Consider the following 19829-nt stretch of genomic DNA (forward strand, 5'->3'; position numbering starts at 1 on the left):
GCGAATTACGGCCTTGTAGTAGAAACAGAATTAACAAACCACTGCTGGATATTGCCCATCGCGCTGTGCGAGGTATCCAGAATCGGCTGTGGGAAGAAGCCCAACAGCACCAGCAGTACGACCAGCAGCAGGATGATGAACAGCTCACGCAGCGACATCCCCGGCAGTTCTTGTGCAGCAATTTCGCTCTTCGCTTTACCGAAGTAAGCGCGGTGCAGCATCGCCAGCGAGTACACGGAAGCGAACACCAGACCAAAGGTGGAGATCACGGTAATCACCGGTACCACTTTGAAGCTGCCGAACAGAATCATAAATTCGCCGACGAAGTTACCGGTGCCCGGCATCCCCAGGGTAGCCACCGCGAAGAACATGGAGAGCGCTGGCAGCCATTTAATTTTGCTCCACAGACCGCCCATCATACGCATGTCGCGGGTATGCAGACGTTCGTACAGCTGGCCGCACAGGATGAAGAGACCGGCTGCGGACAGACCGTGCGCAATCATCTGGATCACCGCGCCCTGGTACGCCAGCTGGCTGCCGGTGTAGATAGCAATCAGCACGAAGCCCATGTGGGAAACGGAGGTATAAGCAATCAGACGCTTGATGTCGTATTGCGTGAAGGCCATCCAGGCACCGTAGAAGATACCGATCACACCCAGCCACATGGCAATCGGTGCGAACTCCGCGGAGGCATTCGGGAACAGCGGCAGTGCGAAACGCAGCAGACCGTAGGCCGCCGTTTTCAGCAGGATGCCCGCCAGGTCAACGGAACCCGCCGTTGGTGCCTGGGAGTGCGCGTCTGGCAGCCAGCCGTGCAGAGGAACCACCGGCATTTTCACCGCGAAGGCAATGAAGAAGCCCAGCATCAGCAGGTATTCAACGCCGTGTGACATTGGCGTCTTCAGCAGGTCTTCGTAGTTGAAGGTCCAGGTGCCGGTTGCGTTGTGATGAACGAACACCAGCGCCAGAATGGCAATCAGCATTACCAGACCGCTCGCCTGGGTATAGATGAAGAACTTGGTTGCCGCCGTGATACGCGTTTTACCGTCGGACGCCTTGTGGCCCCACAGCGCGATCAGGAAGTACATCGGCACCAGCATCATCTCCCAGAAGAAGAAGAACAGGAACATGTCGATGGCAAGGAACACGCCGATCACGCCGCCCAGGATCCACATCAGGTTCAGGTGGAAGAAGCCCTGGTATTTTTCGATTTCTCGCCAGGAGCAGAGTACCGCCAGAACGCCGAGCAGACCGGTCAGCACCACCATCAGCAGCGACAGACCGTCAATCGCCAGGTGGATCGTAATGCCGAAACGCGGGATCCACGGCAGGATGAACTCAGACTGCCACTGCGGAATGCCCGCAGACTGGGTCAGTGAGTAACCGCCCTGCAACCACAGTTGCAGGCCAAGCGCGAGCGTCAATCCCATGGTGATCAGCGCGATCCAGCGCGGCATCTTCACGCCAAAGCGTTCGGTCTGCCAGCACAGGAAGCCGCCGATGAAGGGAATTAATATTAGCCAGGGTAGTAACATGGCGATTTACATTCCTTTTTAAGGCCCCCAGCAGGGGCCTGATTTTCAACGAATTCGAATAAAATTCACTTAACGATCAACGCAATACCATCAGCAGCGCCAGCACCACAACCGCACCGATGCTCATGGACGCCACATACCAGCGCAGGTAACCGTTCTCGCTGTACAGCAGGCCTTTACCTGCAAAGCGGGAGAGGATCGCCGGGATGTTCATCAGGCTGTTCAGCGGGTCGCGCTTCAGCAGCCACGCAACGCCCAGGAACGGCTTAACGAAGATCATGTCGTACAGCCAGTCGAAGCCCCACGCGTTGTACCACCAGGTGCCCAGCAGGCGGCCCGGCGCACTGTTGGCCACGGCAGTGACCAGCGTACGTTTGCCCAGCCACAGCCATGCCGCAATCAGGATACCCGCGATAGCGACCACACCGGAGGTGATTTCAAGCGTCAGAACGCGACCGTGCTCAAGCTCGGTGGTGTCTGGCAGTACGCCCTGTAGCGGTGGCACAATCATCGCGCCAACGAAGGTGGACAGTACCAGCAGCACAATCAGCGGCAGGTGGTGGGTAATCCCCTTCCCTGCGTGAGCGTGAATTTGTTCTTTACCGTGGAATACGATGAAAATCATACGGAAGGTATACAGGGAGGTCATGAACGCACCGACCAGACCCGCAACCATCAGATTGATATGACCATTCGCCATGGCACCCGCAAGGATTTCGTCCTTACTGAAGAAGCCCGCGGTGATCAGCGGCAGTGCCGCCAGCGCCGCGCCGCCCACCAGGAAGCAGACATAGACCAGCGGGATGGACTTACGCAGTCCGCCCATTTTGAAGATGTTCTGCTCGTGATGGCAGGCCAGAATCACCGAACCGGATGAGAGGAACAGCAGCGCTTTGAAGAACGCGTGCGTCATCAGGTGGAAAATGGCCGCGTCCCACGCCTGAACACCCAGCGCCAGGAACATGTAACCAATCTGGCTCATGGTGGAGTACGCGAGAACGCGCTTGATGTCGGTCTGAACCAGCGCGGCAAAGCCTGCCAGCACCAGCGTGACCGCACCGACGATACCCACCAGATGCAGAATTTCCGGAGTCATCAGGAACAGGCCATGGGTACGCGCAATCAGGTAGACACCGGCGGTAACCATGGTCGCGGCGTGGATCAGCGCGGAGACAGGGGTTGGACCCGCCATCGCGTCGGCCAGCCATGTCTGCAGCGGCAGCTGCGCGGATTTACCCACGGCACCGCCCAGCAGCATCAGCGTTGCCCACCACAGCATGTTATTGCCTGCGGCGAAGTGTGCTGGCGCCAGTTCCACCATTTCGCGGAAGTTCAGGGTGCCCAGTTCGTTGTAGAGAATGAACAGCGCGAACGCGAGGAAGACGTCACCCACGCGGGTCACGACAAACGCTTTCATGGCCGCTGCGCCATTCTTCGGATCGGTATAGTAGAAACCGATCAGCAGGTAAGAGCACAGGCCCACGCCTTCCCAGCCCAGATACATCAGCAGCAGGTTATCGGCCAGCACCAGAACGACCATGCTGGCAATAAACAGGTTGGTGTAGGCGAAGAAGCGGGAGTAACCCTCTTCACCGCGCATGTACCAGGAGGCAAACATGTGGATCAGGAAGCCGACGCCGGTGACCACGGAGAGCATGGTCAGCGAGAGGCCGTCCAGCACCAGGTTGAAACCGATGTTGAAATCACCGACCGACATCCAGGTCCACAGCGGCACGCTGAAAGGCTGGCGTCCGTTGTTAAAGAAGTCGATACCCGCATACGCTGTGACCAGCGCGGCCAGGCCGACAGAGCCCATGCCAACGGTCGCGGACAGATTCTCAGACCAGCGGCCGCGAGAAAACGCCAGCAGCACGAAGCCAATCAGCGGAAAAATAATGGTTAAGGCAAGCATGTTCATCCACGCAACTCACTTACTGAATCGATGTTCAGATTCTGGCGGCGACGATGGAGCTGCAGCAACAGCGCCAGGCCAATACTCGCTTCAGCAGCCGCGAGGCTGATGGCGAGAATGTACATCACCTGACCATCGGTCTGGCCCCAGTAGCTTCCGGCGACCACGAAGGCCAGCGCGGAGGCGTTAATCATGATTTCCAGGCCGATCAGCATAAACAGCAGATTACGGCGGATAACCAGACCGGTCAGACCCAGAACGAATAAAATCGCAGCGAGGATCAGTCCATGTGTTAAGGGGATCATGCGCGCTCCTCCGTTTTTCTTTTCGCGCGGTCGTCAGTGCGGTTGCTCAGCACCTCGCCAGCACGCTCTTCGCGGCCAACGTGGAAAGCCACAACCAGGCCTGCCAGCAGCAGCATAGAGGCCAGTTCCACCGCCAGAACGTATGGGCCAAAGAGCGTGATACCCACCTCTTTCGCACCAATTGGCGTGCCGTCGATGCCCTGATCGTTGACGCCCAGAATGGCGTAAACGATCACCACCAGCATGATGGCCGACAAAATTGCCGGGCCAATCCACACCTGCGGTTTTAACCACTGACGTTCCTGCTCAATTTCAGAGCCGCCCAGGTTCAGCATCATCACTACGAACACGAACAGCACCATGATGGCCCCGGCGTAAACGATGATCTCCAGCGCACCGGCGAAGTGCGCGCCCAGCGCGAAGAACACCCCGGAAATAGCCAGCAGCGAAATGATTAAGTACAGCAGCGCATGCACCGGATTGGTGTGCGTAATCACTCGCAGCGTAGCCAGGATGGCGATAAGGCCACAGATATAAAAAGCGAATTCCATTGCCCTCTCCTTACGGTAACAGGCTCTTGACGTCGATAGGCTTAGCTTCGTTCTCTGCTTCGCCCTTATCTTTGCCGTCGATTGCCATACCCGCCATCCGGTAGAAGTTATATTCCGGGTATTTGCCCGGACCGGAAATCAGCAGATCCTCTTTCTCGTACACCAGGTCCTGACGCTTGTACTCACCCAGCTCGAAGTCTGGAGTCAGCTGAATCGCCGTGGTTGGGCACGCTTCTTCACACAGACCGCAGAAGATGCAGCGTGAGAAGTTGATGCGGAAGAACTCAGGGTACCAGCGGCCGTCTACCGTCTCGGCTTTCTGCAGCGAGATACAGCCGACCGGACACGCTACCGCACACAGGTTACAGGCAACGCAGCGCTCGGAACCGTCCGGGTCGCGCGTCAGCACGATACGGCCACGGTAGCGCGGCGGCAGATATACCGGCTCTTCCGGGTACATCCGGGTTTCGCGTTTAGCAAACGCGTGCAGGCCGATCATCCAGATACTGCGTACCTGGGTACCGAAACCTACCAGTAATTCTTTTAAGGTCATGGTCTATAGCCCCTTATGGCTGCTGCCAGAGAATGACAGCTGCCGTTACCAACAAGTTGACGAGCGTCAGCGGCAGGCACACTTTCCAGCCGAAGGACATTACCTGGTCATAACGTGGACGCGGTAACGCTGCGCGAATCAAAATGAACATCATCATGAAGAACGCGGTTTTCAGCGCGAACCAGATGAACGGCGGTAAGAACGGGCCATGCCAGCCACCAAAGAACAGCGTTACCATCAACGCTGAAATGGTGACGATACCGATGTACTCGCCCACAAAGAACAGACCGAACTTCATGCCGGAATATTCAATGTGGTAACCGTCGGCCAGTTCCTGTTCGGCTTCCGGCTGGTCAAACGGGTGACGGTGACACACGGCCACGCCCGCGATAGCAAAGGTAATAAACCCAAAGAACTGCGGGATAACGTTCCAGATGTCGGCCTGATTGTTGACGATGTCGGTCATGTTGAATGAACCGGCCTGCGCCACCACGCCCATCAGGGAGAGCCCCAGGAACACTTCGTAGCTCAGCGTCTGCGCGGAAGCACGCATCGCGCCCAGCAGCGAGTATTTGTTGTTACTGGACCAGCCTGCGAACAGGACCGCGTAAACCGCAAGACCTGCCATCATCAGGAAGAACAGAATGCCGATGTTCAGGTCAGCGACCACCCAGGTCGGGCTGACCGGAACGATAGCAAACGCCAGCAGCAGCGAGGTGAAGGCGATCATCGGTGCCAGAGTAAAGATCACGCGATCAGAGAAGCGCGGGATCCAGTCCTCTTTAAAGAACATCTTGATCATGTCCGCGACCAGCTGGAGTGAACCACCCCAGCCCACGCGGTTCGGTCCGTAACGGTTCTGGAACAGACCGAGCAGACGACGTTCACCAAAGCTCATGAACGCGCCGCAGGTGACGACCACCAGCAGGATAACAATCGCTTTCAGAATGCTCAGCAGGATGTCGATAAGATCCGGCGTTAACCAACTCATGCTTTTGCCTCCTGCAGATTATCAAGACGCGCACCCGCCAGAACCGGCGCGATGCCAGGCATACCCATCGGCAGACCGACCTGCCCTGCTGTCAGATTTTCAGAAATAATCAGCGGCAGGCTGATGGTCTGGCCGTCATAGCTAAAGGCGATGTTCGCGCCCGCGTTAACGCCAAGCTTCGCGGCATCCGCTGGGTTGAGCTTGATGTACGGCTGCGGCATACGGGTCTGGAAGACCGGTGAACGCTGGGACAGCTCGTCGCTACCGAACAGGTGGTAGTACGGGGCAATACGCCAGCTACCGTCCTGCGCCTGGAAGCTCGCCGGTACGGTGGTGAAGAAGTCCAGACCGGTTTCGGAAGCTTCAATCAGACGCACGCCCGGATCGCCGTGGCGCAGGGAGCCGCCCACTTCCGCCTGGAACTTGTTCCACGCCTGCGGGGAGTTCCAGCCCGGAGCCCATGCGAACGGGATTTGCGAACGCGGGGCAGACGGCTGGTTGTTCCCTTCCATGGAGAAGGCGAACATGGTGTCTTTATCCTGCGGCTGGCGCGGTTCATGCACGCTGATATTGGCGCGCATCGCGGTACGGCCGCTGTAGCGGTGCGGTTCACGCGCCAGCTTCTGGCCGCGGATGCGGAAGCTTGCTTCAGGTGCGGCATCTTTAATGCCTGCCAGCTGAGGCAGTTTTTCCACGACCGCGTCGATAACGTGGTCGAGCTGCGTCCAGTCCACTTCACGGCTCTGCACGGTGCTGTGCAGGGAGTGCAGCCAGCGCCAGCTTTCCAGCATCACGGTGTTGCTGTCGTAGTACGCCGGGTCATAAACCTGGAAGAAACGCTGGGCGCGGCCTTCGTTGTTGATAACGGTACCGTCGCTTTCTGCGAAGCTTGCCGCAGAGAGCACCAGGTGCGCTTTGTCCATGATCGCGGTGCGCTGATGGTCAATCACCATCACCAGCGGCGCTTTGGAGAGCGCGGCGTCAACGCGAGCGGCAGACGCATGGCGGTGCAGGTCGTTTTCCAGCACCACCACGGCGTCAGCGGAACCGGATTCCAGTTCGCTTAACGCTTCTTCCAGCGAGCCGCCGCCAATCATGCCCAGACCGATGCTGTTTACCGCACGGGCAATCATGGTCACGCCGACGTCTGCACCGCGGCCTTTCAGGGCTTTGGCAACGTTCGCGGCGGCCTGAATGATTTCAGCGCTACCGGCGTTGGTTCCGGAGATAATCAGCGGTTTCTTCGCACCTGCGAGGGCCTGAACAATCACGTCGACCTTGTTTTGCAGGTCGCGATCCAGCTCAACGGCCGGTGAGCTGTTGTCCAGCGCGTGGGCAATGGCAAAGCCCAGGCGCGCCTGGTCTTCAACCGGCGCGCAGTAGGTCCACGCCGCGATATCGTCCAGACGGGTGTTGTCGACGTTGGTAACAAACAGAGGATGCTTCGCGCGCTGGCCGATGTTGAGGATCGCCGCAATCTGCCAGTCAGCCACTTTCTGCGCAGCTGCCATTTCACGTGCTTTACCCTTCACCGCCTGACGAACCGCCAGAGCCGCGCGGGCGCCGGTTTGCGTCAGGTCTTCACCCAGCACCAGAACCGCATCATAGGATTCAATTTCGCGCAGCGCAGGGGTATGGATACCGCCTTCACGCAGCACTTTCAGTACCAGCTGAAGACGTTCCTGTTCGCCCTGGGCGATACCGGTATAGAAGTTTTCCGCCCCGACCAGCTCGCGCAGCGCGAAGTTGCTTTCGATGCTGGCGCGCGGGGAGCCGATACCGATCACTTTCTTCGACTGGCGCAGAATATCTGCCGCGCCCTGCATCGCCTGTTCAGCGTTCAGGGTAATGAAGTCGTCGCCACGGCGCTGAACCGGCTGACGCGGACGGTCTTTCAGGTTCACATAGCCATAGCCGAAACGACCGCGGTCGCACAGGAAGTAGTGGTTAACGGTACCGTTGTAACGGTTTTCGATACGACGCAGTTCGCCGTAGCGCTCACCCGGACTGGTGTTACAGCCGAGGGAACACTGCTGGCAGATGCTTGGCGCAAACTGCATGTCCCATTTACGGTTGTAACGCTCGGAGTGGGTTTTATCCGTGAATACGCCGGTCGGACAGATTTCTACCAGGTTACCGGAGAATTCGCTCTCCAGCACGCCGTCTTCCGGACGGCCGAAGTAGACGTTGTCGTGCGCACCATAGACGCCCAGATCCTGACCGTCCGCGTAGTCTTTGTAGTAACGCACGCAGCGGTAGCAGGCGATGCAGCGGTTCATTTCGTGAGAGATGAACGGCCCCAGATCCTGGTTACGGTGGGTACGCTTGGTAAAGCGATAGCGACGGAAGCTGTGACCGGTCATCACGGTCATATCCTGAAGGTGGCAGTTACCGCCCTCTTCACAAACCGGACAGTCGTGCGGGTGGTTGGTCATCAACCACTCCACCACGCTTTCGCGGAACTGTTTGGCTTCTTCGTCATCAATCGAAATAAAGGTGCCTTCGGTGGCTGGCGTCATACAGGACATCACCAGGCGACCACGCGTGTCTTCCGCGTTTTGATATTGCTTCACCGCACACTGGCGGCAAGCACCGACGCTGCCCAGCGCCGGATGCCAGCAAAAGTACGGAATATCGAGGCCAAGAGACAGACAAGCTTCCAGCAGGTTGTCCGCCCCGTTGACTTCGTATTCTTTGCCGTCTACATGAATCGTAGCCATTAGCATGCTTCCAGTTGGCTCAGTCGAAACCGAGCGTTAATCAAAATTCTTGTCGTTACCAGCGCGCTTTCAGCAGGTTCGGCTGAATACCATTGATCGAATGGGTATTGCTGAACGGCTGCTTGATGCCTGCTTCGAATTCGTCGCGGAAATATTTAATCGCGCTCTGCAGCGGCTCGACGGCACCCGGTGCGTGAGCGCAGAAGGTTTTACCTGGCCCTAAGAATCGACACAGTTGCTCAAGTGTCTCGATATCGCCAGGCTGGCCTTCGCCACGTTCGATTGCGCGCAGGATCTTCACGCTCCACGGCAGACCGTCACGGCACGGCGTACACCAGCCGCAGGACTCGCGAGCAAAGAACTCTTCCAGGTTACGTACCAGCGAGACCATGCCGATCTCGTGGTCGACGGCCATCGCCAGCGCCGTACCCAGACGGCTGCCTGCTTTTCCAATGCTTTCGAATTCCATCGGCAGGTCAAGGTGGGCTTCGGTCAGGAAGTCCGTCCCTGCCCCGCCCGGCTGCCAGGCTTTGAATTTCAGGCCATCGCGCATGCCGCCGGCGTAGTCTTCAAGAATTTCGCGTGCGGTGGTACCGAACGGCAGTTCCCAGACGCCAGGGTTTTTAACGCGACCGGAGAAGCCCATCAGTTTGGTACCGGCATCTTTGCTTGAGGAGATGCCCTGATACCACTCCACGCCGTTGGCGAGGATAGCCGGGACGTTACACAGGGTTTCGACGTTGTTTACGCAGGTCGGTTTACCCCACACGCCGGAGCTTGCCGGGAACGGTGGCTTGGAACGCGGGTTCGCACGGCGACCTTCCAGGGAGTTAATCAGCGCAGTTTCTTCACCGCAGATGTAACGCCCGGCACCGGTGTGCACGAACAGTTCGAAGTCAAACCCGGTACCCAGGATGTTTTTACCCAGAAGGCCGGCTTCGGTGGCTTCGGCAATCGCGCGACGCAGGTTTTCTGCCGCTTCGATGTACTCACCGCGCAGGAAGATGTAGCCACGGTACGCTTTCAGCGCAAACGCGGAGATCAGCATGCCTTCCACCAGCAGGTGCGGCAGCTGCTCCATCAGCAGGCGGTCTTTATAGGTGCCTGGCTCCATTTCATCGGCGTTACACAGCAGGTAACGGATGTTCATGGATTCGTCTTTCGGCATCAGGCTCCACTTCAGACCAGTGGAGAAGCCCGCACCGCCGCGGCCTTTCAGACCGGAATCTTTCACCGCATTAACGATGTCGTCCGGCGCCATGCCGCCGAGGGCTTTACGCGCACCGGCATAGCCGTTTTTGCTCTGGTATTCGTCGAGCCATACCGGCTGTTTGTCATCGCGCAGACGCCAGGTCAGCGGATGCGTCTCAGCAGTACGAATTACAGTTTTCATTTGTACTGCTCCAGCAGGTCAGGAATCGCTTCCGGCGTCAGATGGCTGTGAGTGTCCTCATCAATCATCATGGTCGGCCCCTTGTCGCAGTTACCCAGGCAGCAGGTTGGCAGCAGAGTAAAGCGTCCATCGAACGTGGTCTGGCCCGGCTTAATATTGAGCTTTTTCTCAATCGCAGCCTGAATGCCCTGATAGCCGGTAATGTGGCAGACGACGCTGTCACAGTAGCGGATCACATGGCGGCCTACCGGCTGACGGAAGATCTGGCTGTAGAACGTGGCTACGCCCTCTACGTCACTTGCCGGAATGCCCAGCACTTTTGCGATCTCGTAAATCGCCCCATCCGGCACCCAACCACGCTGTTTCTGTACGATTTTCAGCGCTTCAATGGACGCCGCACGCGGGTCTTCGTAGTGGTGCATCTCGTGCTCAATGGCGGCACGCTCTGCTTCACTCAGCTCAAAAGCCTCGGTTTGTGGTTGTTGATTCTCGTGCATAATTAGCGGTCCACATCTGACATAACAAAATCGATACTACCCAGATACACAATCAGGTCAGAGACCAGACTGCCGCGGATGGCGGACGGGATCTGCTGCAGGTGCGCAAAGCTCGGCGTACGCACGCGGGTACGGTAGCTCATGGTGCTGCCGTCACTGGTCAGGTAGTAACTGTTAATACCCTTGGTCGCTTCAATCATCTGGAAGGATTCTTGCGCCGGCATGACCGGGCCCCAGGAAACCTGCAGGAAGTGGGTGATCAGGGTTTCGATATGCTGCAGCGTGCGCTCTTTCGGCGGCGGCGTGGTCAGCGGGTGATCCGCCTTGAACGGGCCTTCCGGCATGTTGTTGAGGCACTGCTCAAGGATGCGCAGACTCTGGCGCAGCTCTTCCACTTTCAGCATCACGCGGGTGTAGCAGTCGGACACACCGCCGCCCACCGGGACTTCAAAGTCGAAGTTCTCGTAGCCAGAGTAAGGACGGGCTTTACGCACGTCGAAATCAATACCGGTCGCGCGCAGGCCAGCACCTGTGGTCCCCCACTCCAGTGCTTCTTTCGCGCCATAGGCAGCAACGCCCTGGGAACGGCCTTTCAGGATGGTGTTGCGCAGCGCGGCTTTCTCGTAAGACGCCAGACGCTTCGGCATCCAGTCGAGGAATTCACGCAGCAGGCGGTCCCAGCCGCGCGGCAGATCGTGCGCCACACCGCCAATACGGAACCAGGCCGGGTGCATACGGAAGCCGGTAATCGCTTCCACCAGATCGTAGATTTTCTGACGATCGGTAAAGGCGAAGAAGACCGGGGTCATCGCGCCCACGTCCTGAATGAACGTGGAGATGTACAGCAGATGGCTGTTGATGCGGAACAGTTCTGACAGCATAACGCGAATCACGTTAACGCGATCCGGTACGGTGATGCCTGCCAGTTTCTCAACGGCCAGCACGTATGGCATTTCGTTTACGCAGCCGCCGAGGTACTCGATACGGTCGGTATACGGAATGTAGCTGTGCCAGGACTGACGCTCGCCCATCTTCTCAGCACCGCGGTGGTGGTAGCCGATGTCAGGTACGCAGTCGACAATCTCTTCGCCATCAAGCTGAAGAATAATACGGAATGCACCGTGCGCAGACGGGTGGTTCGGACCGAGGTTGAGGAACATGAAGTCCTCGTTTTCAGTACCGCGCTTCATGCCCCAGTCTTCCGGCTTGAAGGTCAGCGCTTCCATCTCCAGATCCTGCTTGGCTTTGGTCAGCTCAAACGGATCGAATTCGGTCGCACGTGCCGGGTAGTCTTTACGCAGCGGGTGGCCGGTCCAGGTCTGCGGCATCATGATGCGCGTCAGGTGCGGGTGGCCGTCGAAGGTCATGCCGAACATTTCCCATGTTTCACGCTCATACCAGTTAGCGTTCGGGAAAAGTTTGGTGATCGTCGGCAGATGCATGTCGTTTTCAGACAATGCCACCTTGAGCATGATATCCGTGTTGCGGTCTATTGAGATCAGGTGGTAGAAAACGGAAAAATCCGCAGCAGGGAGACCCTGGCGGTGCGTTCTCAGACGTTCGTCCATGCCGTGTAAGTCAAACAGCATGACGTAAGGTTTTGGCAATTTCTTGAGGAAATCGACAACTTCCAGCAATTGTTCACGCTTCACCCAAACAACGGGTACCCCGGTGCGGGTCGCCTGAACGGTAAAGGCATCCGGCCCAAAACGGTTGCGCAGTTCGCCAATAACGGGGTCATCAAGATGATCCCGGGTCTGCCAGGCGGCTTCTTGCGCGGTTAAGTCGGTCATATTGTTCACCATTGCAAATGGTCCGTGGTGACTGTTAAGCCTGGCTTCGCGCTATTTGAGTAGTGATATGCGAAGGTTTTCTCCAGGCCTACAGGCGCAAATTAAATTTCGTCAGGCGTACGCAGGTTGGTGACGGCAATACGTTCACCACGTTTACGCTCGCGCTCGGACTGCATGTTCGCGCGATAGACACCCTGATCGCCAACAACCCATGAGAGTGGGCGACGTTCTTTACCGATAGACTCCTGCAGCAGCATCAGCGCCTGCATATAGGCTTCTGGGCGCGGCGGGCAGCCCGGGATGTAAACATCCACCGGAATGAACTTATCAACGCCCTGCACAACGGAATAAATGTCGTACATACCGCCGGAGTTTGCACATGCGCCCATGGAAATAACCCATTTTGGCTCCAGCATCTGGTCATACAGACGCTGAATAACAGGTGCCATTTTGGTAAAGCAGGTACCGGCCACCACCATCAGGTCAGCCTGACGCGGGGAAGCACGCAGTACCTCGGCCCCAAAACGCGCAACGTCATGCACCGCAGTGAATGACGTCACCATTTCAACGTAGCAGCAAGAAAGGCCAAAGTTGTATGGCCAGATGGAGTTCTTACGACCCCAGTTGACCATATCGTGCATGGCATGTTCGAGTTTGCCCATGTACACGCTTTTGTTGACTTCTTGCTCCAGGGGGTCGGTTACGATCTCCTGTTTTTGCAGGGGGTAACGGTCATTCTCACCGTTAGGATCTATGCGGGTGAGCGTATAATCCATCTTATTGCCTCGCTGTTACTGCTGACGATTAGAGATACTGTTTTCCGGGTTGATGTGTTCACGACGTGAACGCGCAGGCGTCCAGTCAAGCGCGCCAATACGCACCAGATAAACCAGACCGGCCAGTAGCACTAAAATGAAAATTGCGGCCTCGACAAAGCCCACCCAACCACTTTCGCGAATGGAGGTCGACCATGCGAACAGGTAGAGCGCTTCCACGTCAAAGATGACGAAGAACATCGCTACCAGATAGAACTTGGCAGACAGGCGTAAGCGAGCGGAACCTACTGAATCAATACCTGATTCGAAAGGTGTGTTTTTGTGCCTTGCACGGGCGCGACCGCCCAGGAACCAGCCGCCGACTAACATCAGGCAGCACAGGCCAATGGCTACAATAAGAAAGATTGCGAATGCCCAGTGATGAGCGATGACTTCTGTGGATGTTGACATACTCATTGCTTACTCATCAAAAGTGATACCGACGACACTGCTCTTGCTGGCAGATGGGCATCACATCGATTCATGGGGAGGAACAATTAACCTTACACTAACTGTCTGAAATGAGACGTAGACAGCAAAATGATGGGGTTTTTTACTCCTTTCTATAACCTATTGTCAACTTTAACAAAGGTTTCTTCACATTAAATTACATCGAGCGATTCTCATTAACATTTGGTGCCCTTTAACCCTGGTGGTTACCTGACTTTTCGTCAAATGCATGTTGTTGAATCGTGTCCGTTTTGGAAGTAAAAAAAATAACCCTCCTATTTTGACAGGATTTGCCAACGATTCCTCCCCCCAAATAGGAGTATTTTCTTGATCTGAGACACGCTTTTGTTAATTCACCCAAAAAACCGGCAACATATTTGCTGCTTTTTTAACATCAAGGGGTTATGGATGAAGTTAGAACGGAAAGTGAACAAGATTTAAGCAGAAGCATTTATTCCCTTGATATGTATGTTTTATTTATGAAAACCCTGTTACGAAAGAGGATAATAATGGCAAAAAAAAGCCACTGCGTGCGAAAACGGCACGAGTGGCTTTTTTTTACACTTACAATTTGTTACCAGAATTTTGAGCTTTTGATCACTCAAAGTCACCTTCAACGATCAGGGAATCATCCCCCCCTTCGGAGGTAACATGCTCGAACTGCCATGGGTTATGGTAATTTTCCATCGCCTCAAACACCACCTTCGCCAGCTCGTTATGACTGGACGCGTTATGGCAAAGCAGATACTCGGTATCCGGCAGTGCTGGGAGACCATCAGATTTACCGAGAACGCGCAGATCGGGGCTCATCATCTCTACCGGACGGGCCGTTACGCCAAGACCCGCTTTCACGGCGGCACGCACCGCGGGCAGCGTGGACGCTACATAGGCCAGACGCCACGGAATGTTGGCTTCATTTAACGCCGTAAGCACCATATCCCGGAAAGGACTCGGATCGTCCAGTAAAACCAGCGGTACGGGTTCCCCTTTTTGCAACACGTATTCCGCTGCGCAATACCAGTGCGTTGGCGATGTGCGCAAGGTCAGACAATCAAACTGTCCGGGACGATGCGTCGTGACCACCAGGTCGACCTTGTTCTCATTTAACATCTCAACCATAAAGGCATTACGCTTTACGCTCACATCCAGCGCAAGCTTCGGATAAACCGAGCTAATTCGGTTGAGAAGAAACGGCAATATTGTATCCGCTGACTCATCAGATGCCCCTAAGGTTAACACCCCTTGAAGGTTGCTAAACATTAATGACATACATGCTTCATCATTAAAGCGAAGAATTTTCCTGGCATAACCCAGTAGCTGAATACCGTGTTCCGTTAAGAGCTTATTACGCCCGTGACGGGCAAAAAGCTCTTTCCCAACCAGTTGCTCCAGCCGCTGCATTTGCTGGCTAACGGCGGACTGAGTTCGGCAGACGGCGGCAGCAGCTGCTGCAAAAGTGTTGAGATCGGCGACCGCAACAAACGTTCTCAGCAGATCGAGGTCGAGATTCATTATCGGACGATTTGCATTTATCATATCTATTCACTTTCAGGTTGCTCGTGCGGAGCTGCCCGGGTTGAAGCTGTGTGTAACAGTTAAGCAATTCCTTCTGAAGGTTTTCCCTCGCATCCCGGCCCGGCAGACTGCCTGACAGATAGTTATTGTGCTGCTTTATATCAACAGTCAGAAAGCACGTTTCATGACGTTATTTTTATTCTCTTAAACGTTCAGGATATTTAGATGTTCGCAGGGTTATGTAAATTACATTAAAGGCGTAACACTTTTTCTGCCATCTTTTTCGCAGCGCTGTCAACGTAGCAGGAGATGTTTGACACATTCCAGCCAGAGATAACTCCAACAATAACAATCAATTAAATCGGAAAATCAGTTTCAAAAATGCAAAACCACTGCATCTTTCTACTGCTTTCCGTATAGACATCTTAACCCAAATCCACTTTATTTATAAGTCTTATTGCAATATTCAGGATTAAAGAGGTTTGTTAAGCTTCTAAACTAATTTTATTAGAATTAACTAAAGTTGCATTTTGTTGGTTAATAATAAATAAATTTTAATTTAGATTATGGCCATTCATTAATAACACTTAACATTAATTTCACATGATTAACTTTTAGCCGCTCCGGGCTATTACTGCAAGGTCCCTTCAACACTCAGGTTTTACGAAATGTCACCCAGCGTAACTTCTGCTTGTTGTCTGCGCGTTTTTTATTTTCCATCAGAACAATATACATAATTCACATAAATTCGTAGCACAATCAACCTTTATTTATGGTTTGCACATGACGTTAAGGCGGTGAAAGCGACAGTCAATAGTTAAAAAGATTCATCACAATTTCTCTATGGGCACAAAATCTTCTTCTGCACACCCTTCAAAACGAAGCGTGGGGGGAGTACATTATTCCGTGCTGACTTCCACGGCAGGGAGTGGCAATAATAGCGAAAAGGTTAAAGGTTCATGTCCCCTATCGAAAAATCCAGCAAGCTAGATAACGTCTGTTATGACATCCGTGGCCCGGTTCTGAAAGAGGCAAAACGCCTTGAAGAAGAAGGCAACAAGGTTCTGAAGCTCAACATCGGCAACCCCGCGCCATTTGGTTTTGAAGCGCCGGATGAAATTCTGGTTGATGTGATCCGCAACCTGCCTACGGCACAAGGCTATTGTGACTCAAAGGGACTTTACTCCGCCCGTAAAGCCATTATGCAGCACTACCAGGCGCGCGGTATGCGTGACGTTACCGTCGAAGATATCTATATCGGCAACGGCGTCTCTGAACTTATCGTTCAGGCCATGCAGGCGCTGCTGAACAGCGGTGACGAAATGCTGGTTCCCGCGCCGGACTATCCGCTGTGGACCGCTGCCGTATCGCTCTCCAGCGGTAAAGCGGTACATTATCTTTGCGACGAATCCTCTGACTGGTTCCCGGATCTGGATGACATTCGCGCGAAAATCACGCCTCGCACGCGTGGGATTGTGATCATCAACCCGAACAACCCGACGGGCGCGGTCTATTCAAAAGAGCTGCTGATGGAGATCGTAGAGATCGCCCGCCAGCACAACCTGATCATCTTCGCTGACGAAATCTACGACAAGATCCTGTACGACGCGGCGCAGCACCACTCTATCGCCGCGCTGGCACCCGACCTGCTGACCGTCACCTTTAACGGACTGTCTAAAACCTACCGCGTGGCCGGTTTCCGTCAGGGCTGGATGGTGCTGAACGGCCCGAAAAAGCACGCAAAAGGCTATATCGAAGGGCTTGAGATGCTGGCGTCGATGCGTCTTTGCGCCAACGTGCCTGCGCAGCACGCGATCCAGACGGCGCTGGGCGGCTACCAGAGCATCAGCGAGTTTATCGTCCCTGGCGGTCGCCTGTACGAACAGCGTAACCGCGCATGGGAACTGATCAACGATATCCCGGGCGTCTCCTGCGTGAAGCCGAACGGGGCGCTTTATATGTTCCCGAAAATTGACGCGAAGCGCTTCAATATCCACGACGATCAGAAAATGGTGCTCGATTTCCTGTTGCAGGAAAAAGTGCTGCTGGTTCAGGGGACGGCGTTTAACTGGCCGTGGCCGGACCACGTGCGTATCGTGACCCTGCCACGTGAAGACGATCTCGAAATGGCCATCAGCCGCTTCGGGCGATTCCTCTCTGGATACCATCAGTAATCTTAAAATCAGGCTACTTCGGTAGCCTGATTTGCATCTTCCCTCCCCTCCCCGCACAATGAAGTCCTGTCGCAGTGAAGACAAAAGGTAACCTATGAGTCAGAGCCATTTCTTTGCCCACCTCTCCCGCCTGAAACTGATCAACCGCTGGCCGCTGATGCGCAACGTGCGTACAGAGAACGTGTCTGAGCATAGCCTGCAGGTTGCTATGGTCGCTCATGCGCTGGCTGCCATTAAGAATCGCAAATTTAACGGGCAGGTGAATGCCGAGCGCATCGCTTTGCTGGCGATGTACCACGACGCATCAGAGGTGCTGACCGGCGACCTGCCTACCCCAGTGAAATATTTCAATTCTCAGATTGCTCAGGAATATAAGGCTATCGAGAAGATTGCCCAGCAAAAGCTTATCGAGATGGTACCCGAAGAGCTACGCGATATCTTTGAACCGCTCATCGACGAGCATCAGTATACGGAAGATGAAAAGTCGCTGGTCAAGCAGGCCGACGCGCTGTGCGCCTATCTGAAGTGTCTGGAAGAGCTGTCTGCGGGCAATAATGAGTTTTTACTGGCGAAAACGCGTCTGGAAAAAACGCTGGAATCCCGCCGCAGCGAAGAGATGGACTACTTCATGCAGGTATTTGTGCCGAGCTTCCATCTATCGCTGGACGAGATTAGCCAGGATTCACCGTTGTAATTTAGCCGGGTGGCGGCTTCGCCTTACCCGGCCTACGTTTCTGCGCTCACGCTAAAACGGGAATAAAACCGGAATTAACACCACGCACACCACCATCACCAGCACGGTGAACGGCACGCCCAGCTTCACGAAATCGCTGAACTTATAATTCCCCGGCCCCAGCACCAGCGTGTTCACCGGCGATGAAACCGGCGTCATAAACGCCGCGGATGCCGCCATCGCGACCATCATCGCAAACGGGTACGGCGACACGCCCATGGATTTCGCCATCGCCAGCGCAATGGGCGCCATCAGCACCGCCGTCGCGGTATTAGAGATAAATAACCCTATCGTGGCGCACATGACAAACAGACAGACCATCATCATGTACGGTCCATACCCGCCACCCACGTCCATCAGGCCTTTTACGATCAAATCTACCCCGCCGGTTTTTTGCAGTGCCAGGGCAAAGGGCATCATCCCGACGATAAGAATAATGCTCGGCCAGTGAATGGCTTTATACGCGCTTTCGGCGTCAATGCAGCGGAATTTCCCCATCAGCAGGCAGGCGATAATGGCCGCGACCGGATTAGGGATTTCATCGGTCAGCATCAGCGCCACCATCAGCACCAGACAGAAAATCGCATGGGGCGCCTGGCTGTGCGCCGGGGAGGCATCGCTCTCCTCGACCGGCATGTTGAGCACCACAAAATCACGCCCTTTTTGCCCGAGCTGGCTTATCAACTTCCAGTTGCCGACCACGAGAAAGATATCTCCCAGCAGGATCGGCTCATCGACGACGGCCCCTTCCATCGCCACGCCATCACGCTTCAGCCCCACTACGTTCAGGCCATAGCGGGTACGGAACCCCATTTCACGCACGGTTTTACCCAGCAGTTCCGATTCCGGTATCAGCGACACTTCGGCCATCCCCACATCCAGCGCCTGGTCGGAGAAATACTCGCCGCGTAGCACCATCGGCTCCAGCAGCTGCTCGCTACAGAACTCTCGCAGATCCACGTCCGCCGTTGACATATCAATCAGCAGGACGTCACGCGCGCGGAACTCTGATACCCCGTTCACGTTAACGATCACTCGACGAAAACGACGCCAGCGCTCAACCCCGATCACGTTCGCGCCATAACGCTCGCGCAGCTTAAGGTCGTCGAGCCGCTGGCCGACCATCGGCGAGCCAGGGCGAATGGCCAGACGGCGCGCCCGCCCGGTGAGGCGGTACTCTTTGATCAGATCGCGGAAGGTGCGTCGCTTCCACCCCTCTTTATTCTTATCCTGTTTGTCGCCTTTGAGGGCAAAACGGGTCAGCAGCATGTAGACCACGCCAATCGCCAGAATCACCAGCCCAAGCGGGGTGACGCTGAAAAAGCTGAAGCCCTGAAACCCTTCACGAATCAGCTCGCTATTGACCACCAGGTTCGGCGGCGTCGCCACCAGCGTCATCATTCCGCTGATCAAACCGGCAAAGCTCAGAGGCATCATCAGGCGCGACGGCGAGCTCTGCATCCGCATTGAAACGCTCAGCACCACCGGAATAAAAATAGCGACCACGCCCGTTGAGCTCATAAACGCCCCCAGCCCGGCGACCGTCAGCATCAGGTAGATCAGCATTTTAGTTTCACTGCTGCCGGCCACCTTAACCAGCCACGCGCCCATGATGGTCGCCACGCCGGTGCGAACAAGGCCGTCGCCGATGATAAACAGGGCAGCTATAAGGATAACGTTGGGGTCGCTGAACCCGGAGAAGGCTTCCGGTAGCGTGAGCGTGCCGCTCAGCACAAACGCGACGATGACAAACAGGGCGACGGCATCCATGCGCACCTTGCCTGTGGCGAAGAGAATAATGGCGATTAAAAGCAGGCTCAGAACCCAGATCAGTTCACCGTTCACAACCTATCCTTGTCAGTGGAAGATGAGAAATTTTGCCATAAAAAAGC

General features: G+C 55.3%; 16 protein-coding genes. 2 read left to right on the forward strand and 14 right to left on the reverse strand.

What is annotated here, in order from left to right; translation table 11 throughout:
• Positions 1 to 5: 5 nt before the first annotated feature.
• The 13 genes from nuoM to lrhA form a co-directional block, all read right to left on the reverse strand.
• Positions 6 to 1535, reverse strand: coding sequence for an NADH-quinone oxidoreductase subunit M (gene nuoM / locus DG357_RS15855; RefSeq protein WP_008500214.1), 1530 nt, complete (start codon positions 1533 to 1535; stop codon positions 6 to 8).
• Between the two features lie 76 nt (positions 1536 to 1611).
• On the reverse strand, positions 1612 to 3453 hold the full coding sequence (gene nuoL / locus DG357_RS15860) for an NADH-quinone oxidoreductase subunit L (RefSeq protein ID WP_045629894.1): 1842 nt from the start codon (positions 3451 to 3453) through the stop codon (positions 1612 to 1614).
• Positions 3450 to 3752 carry an NADH-quinone oxidoreductase subunit NuoK gene (gene nuoK, locus DG357_RS15865; RefSeq protein WP_003861496.1) on the reverse strand — a complete coding sequence of 101 codons (303 nt, stop codon included), beginning with the start codon at positions 3750 to 3752 and terminating at the stop codon, positions 3450 to 3452. Before nuoK ends, nuoL begins: the two co-directional genes overlap by 4 nt.
• Positions 3749 to 4303: an NADH-quinone oxidoreductase subunit J gene (nuoJ, locus tag DG357_RS15870; RefSeq protein ID WP_008500212.1), complete on the reverse strand. Its 555-nt coding sequence runs from the start codon at positions 4301 to 4303 to the stop codon at positions 3749 to 3751. Before nuoJ ends, nuoK begins: the two co-directional genes overlap by 4 nt.
• A gap of 10 nt (positions 4304 to 4313) precedes the next feature.
• Complete coding sequence (nuoI, locus tag DG357_RS15875) at positions 4314 to 4856, reverse strand: NADH-quinone oxidoreductase subunit NuoI (RefSeq protein ID WP_003861491.1); 543 nt, start codon at positions 4854 to 4856, stop codon at positions 4314 to 4316.
• A gap of 13 nt (positions 4857 to 4869) precedes the next feature.
• Entirely contained in the window at positions 4870 to 5847 is a 978-nt protein-coding gene (gene nuoH, locus DG357_RS15880) for an NADH-quinone oxidoreductase subunit NuoH (RefSeq protein WP_008500211.1), read from the reverse strand.
• A complete protein-coding gene (gene nuoG / locus DG357_RS15885; protein ID WP_045629895.1) occupies positions 5844 to 8567 on the reverse strand; it encodes an NADH-quinone oxidoreductase subunit NuoG in 2724 nt (907 codons plus the stop codon). Before nuoG ends, nuoH begins: the two co-directional genes overlap by 4 nt.
• A 55-nt stretch (positions 8568 to 8622) precedes the next feature.
• Entirely contained in the window at positions 8623 to 9960 is a 1338-nt protein-coding gene (nuoF, locus tag DG357_RS15890; protein WP_006811381.1) for an NADH-quinone oxidoreductase subunit NuoF, read from the reverse strand.
• On the reverse strand, positions 9957 to 10457 hold the full coding sequence (gene nuoE, locus DG357_RS15895; protein ID WP_006176513.1) for an NADH-quinone oxidoreductase subunit NuoE: 501 nt from the start codon (positions 10455 to 10457) through the stop codon (positions 9957 to 9959). Before nuoE ends, nuoF begins: the two co-directional genes overlap by 4 nt.
• Positions 10458 to 10459: 2 nt before the next feature.
• Positions 10460 to 12262 carry an NADH-quinone oxidoreductase subunit C/D gene (gene nuoC, locus DG357_RS15900; RefSeq protein ID WP_028013933.1) on the reverse strand — a complete coding sequence of 601 codons (1803 nt, stop codon included), beginning with the start codon at positions 12260 to 12262 and terminating at the stop codon, positions 10460 to 10462.
• 89 nt (positions 12263 to 12351) lie between these two features.
• Complete coding sequence (gene nuoB / locus DG357_RS15905; protein WP_003861482.1) at positions 12352 to 13026, reverse strand: NADH-quinone oxidoreductase subunit NuoB; 675 nt, start codon at positions 13024 to 13026, stop codon at positions 12352 to 12354.
• A gap of 15 nt (positions 13027 to 13041) precedes the next feature.
• On the reverse strand, positions 13042 to 13482 hold the full coding sequence (gene nuoA, locus DG357_RS15910; RefSeq protein WP_014171000.1) for an NADH-quinone oxidoreductase subunit NuoA: 441 nt from the start codon (positions 13480 to 13482) through the stop codon (positions 13042 to 13044).
• A gap of 630 nt (positions 13483 to 14112) precedes the next feature.
• Entirely contained in the window at positions 14113 to 15051 is a 939-nt protein-coding gene (gene lrhA, locus DG357_RS15915) for a transcriptional regulator LrhA (protein ID WP_028013934.1), read from the reverse strand.
• Between the two features lie 938 nt (positions 15052 to 15989).
• Here lrhA and alaA point away from each other — a divergent pair.
• Complete coding sequence (gene alaA / locus DG357_RS15920; RefSeq protein WP_003861471.1) at positions 15990 to 17204, forward strand: alanine transaminase AlaA; 1215 nt, start codon at positions 15990 to 15992, stop codon at positions 17202 to 17204.
• A gap of 94 nt (positions 17205 to 17298) precedes the next feature.
• Entirely contained in the window at positions 17299 to 17898 is a 600-nt protein-coding gene (yfbR, locus tag DG357_RS15925; RefSeq protein WP_028013935.1) for a 5'-deoxynucleotidase, read from the forward strand.
• A gap of 51 nt (positions 17899 to 17949) precedes the next feature.
• Here the strand turns inward: yfbR and DG357_RS15930 are convergent, their stop codons facing one another.
• The gene (locus DG357_RS15930) at positions 17950 to 19782 is read right to left on the reverse strand and encodes an SLC13 family permease (protein WP_088204766.1); all 1833 of its coding nucleotides are present in this window, start codon (positions 19780 to 19782) and stop codon (positions 17950 to 17952) included.
• Positions 19783 to 19829 lie beyond the last annotated feature (47 nt).

The sequence above is a fragment of the Enterobacter bugandensis genome (genome assembly GCF_900324475.1).
Classification (GTDB): Bacteria; Pseudomonadota; Gammaproteobacteria; order Enterobacterales; family Enterobacteriaceae; genus Enterobacter; species Enterobacter bugandensis.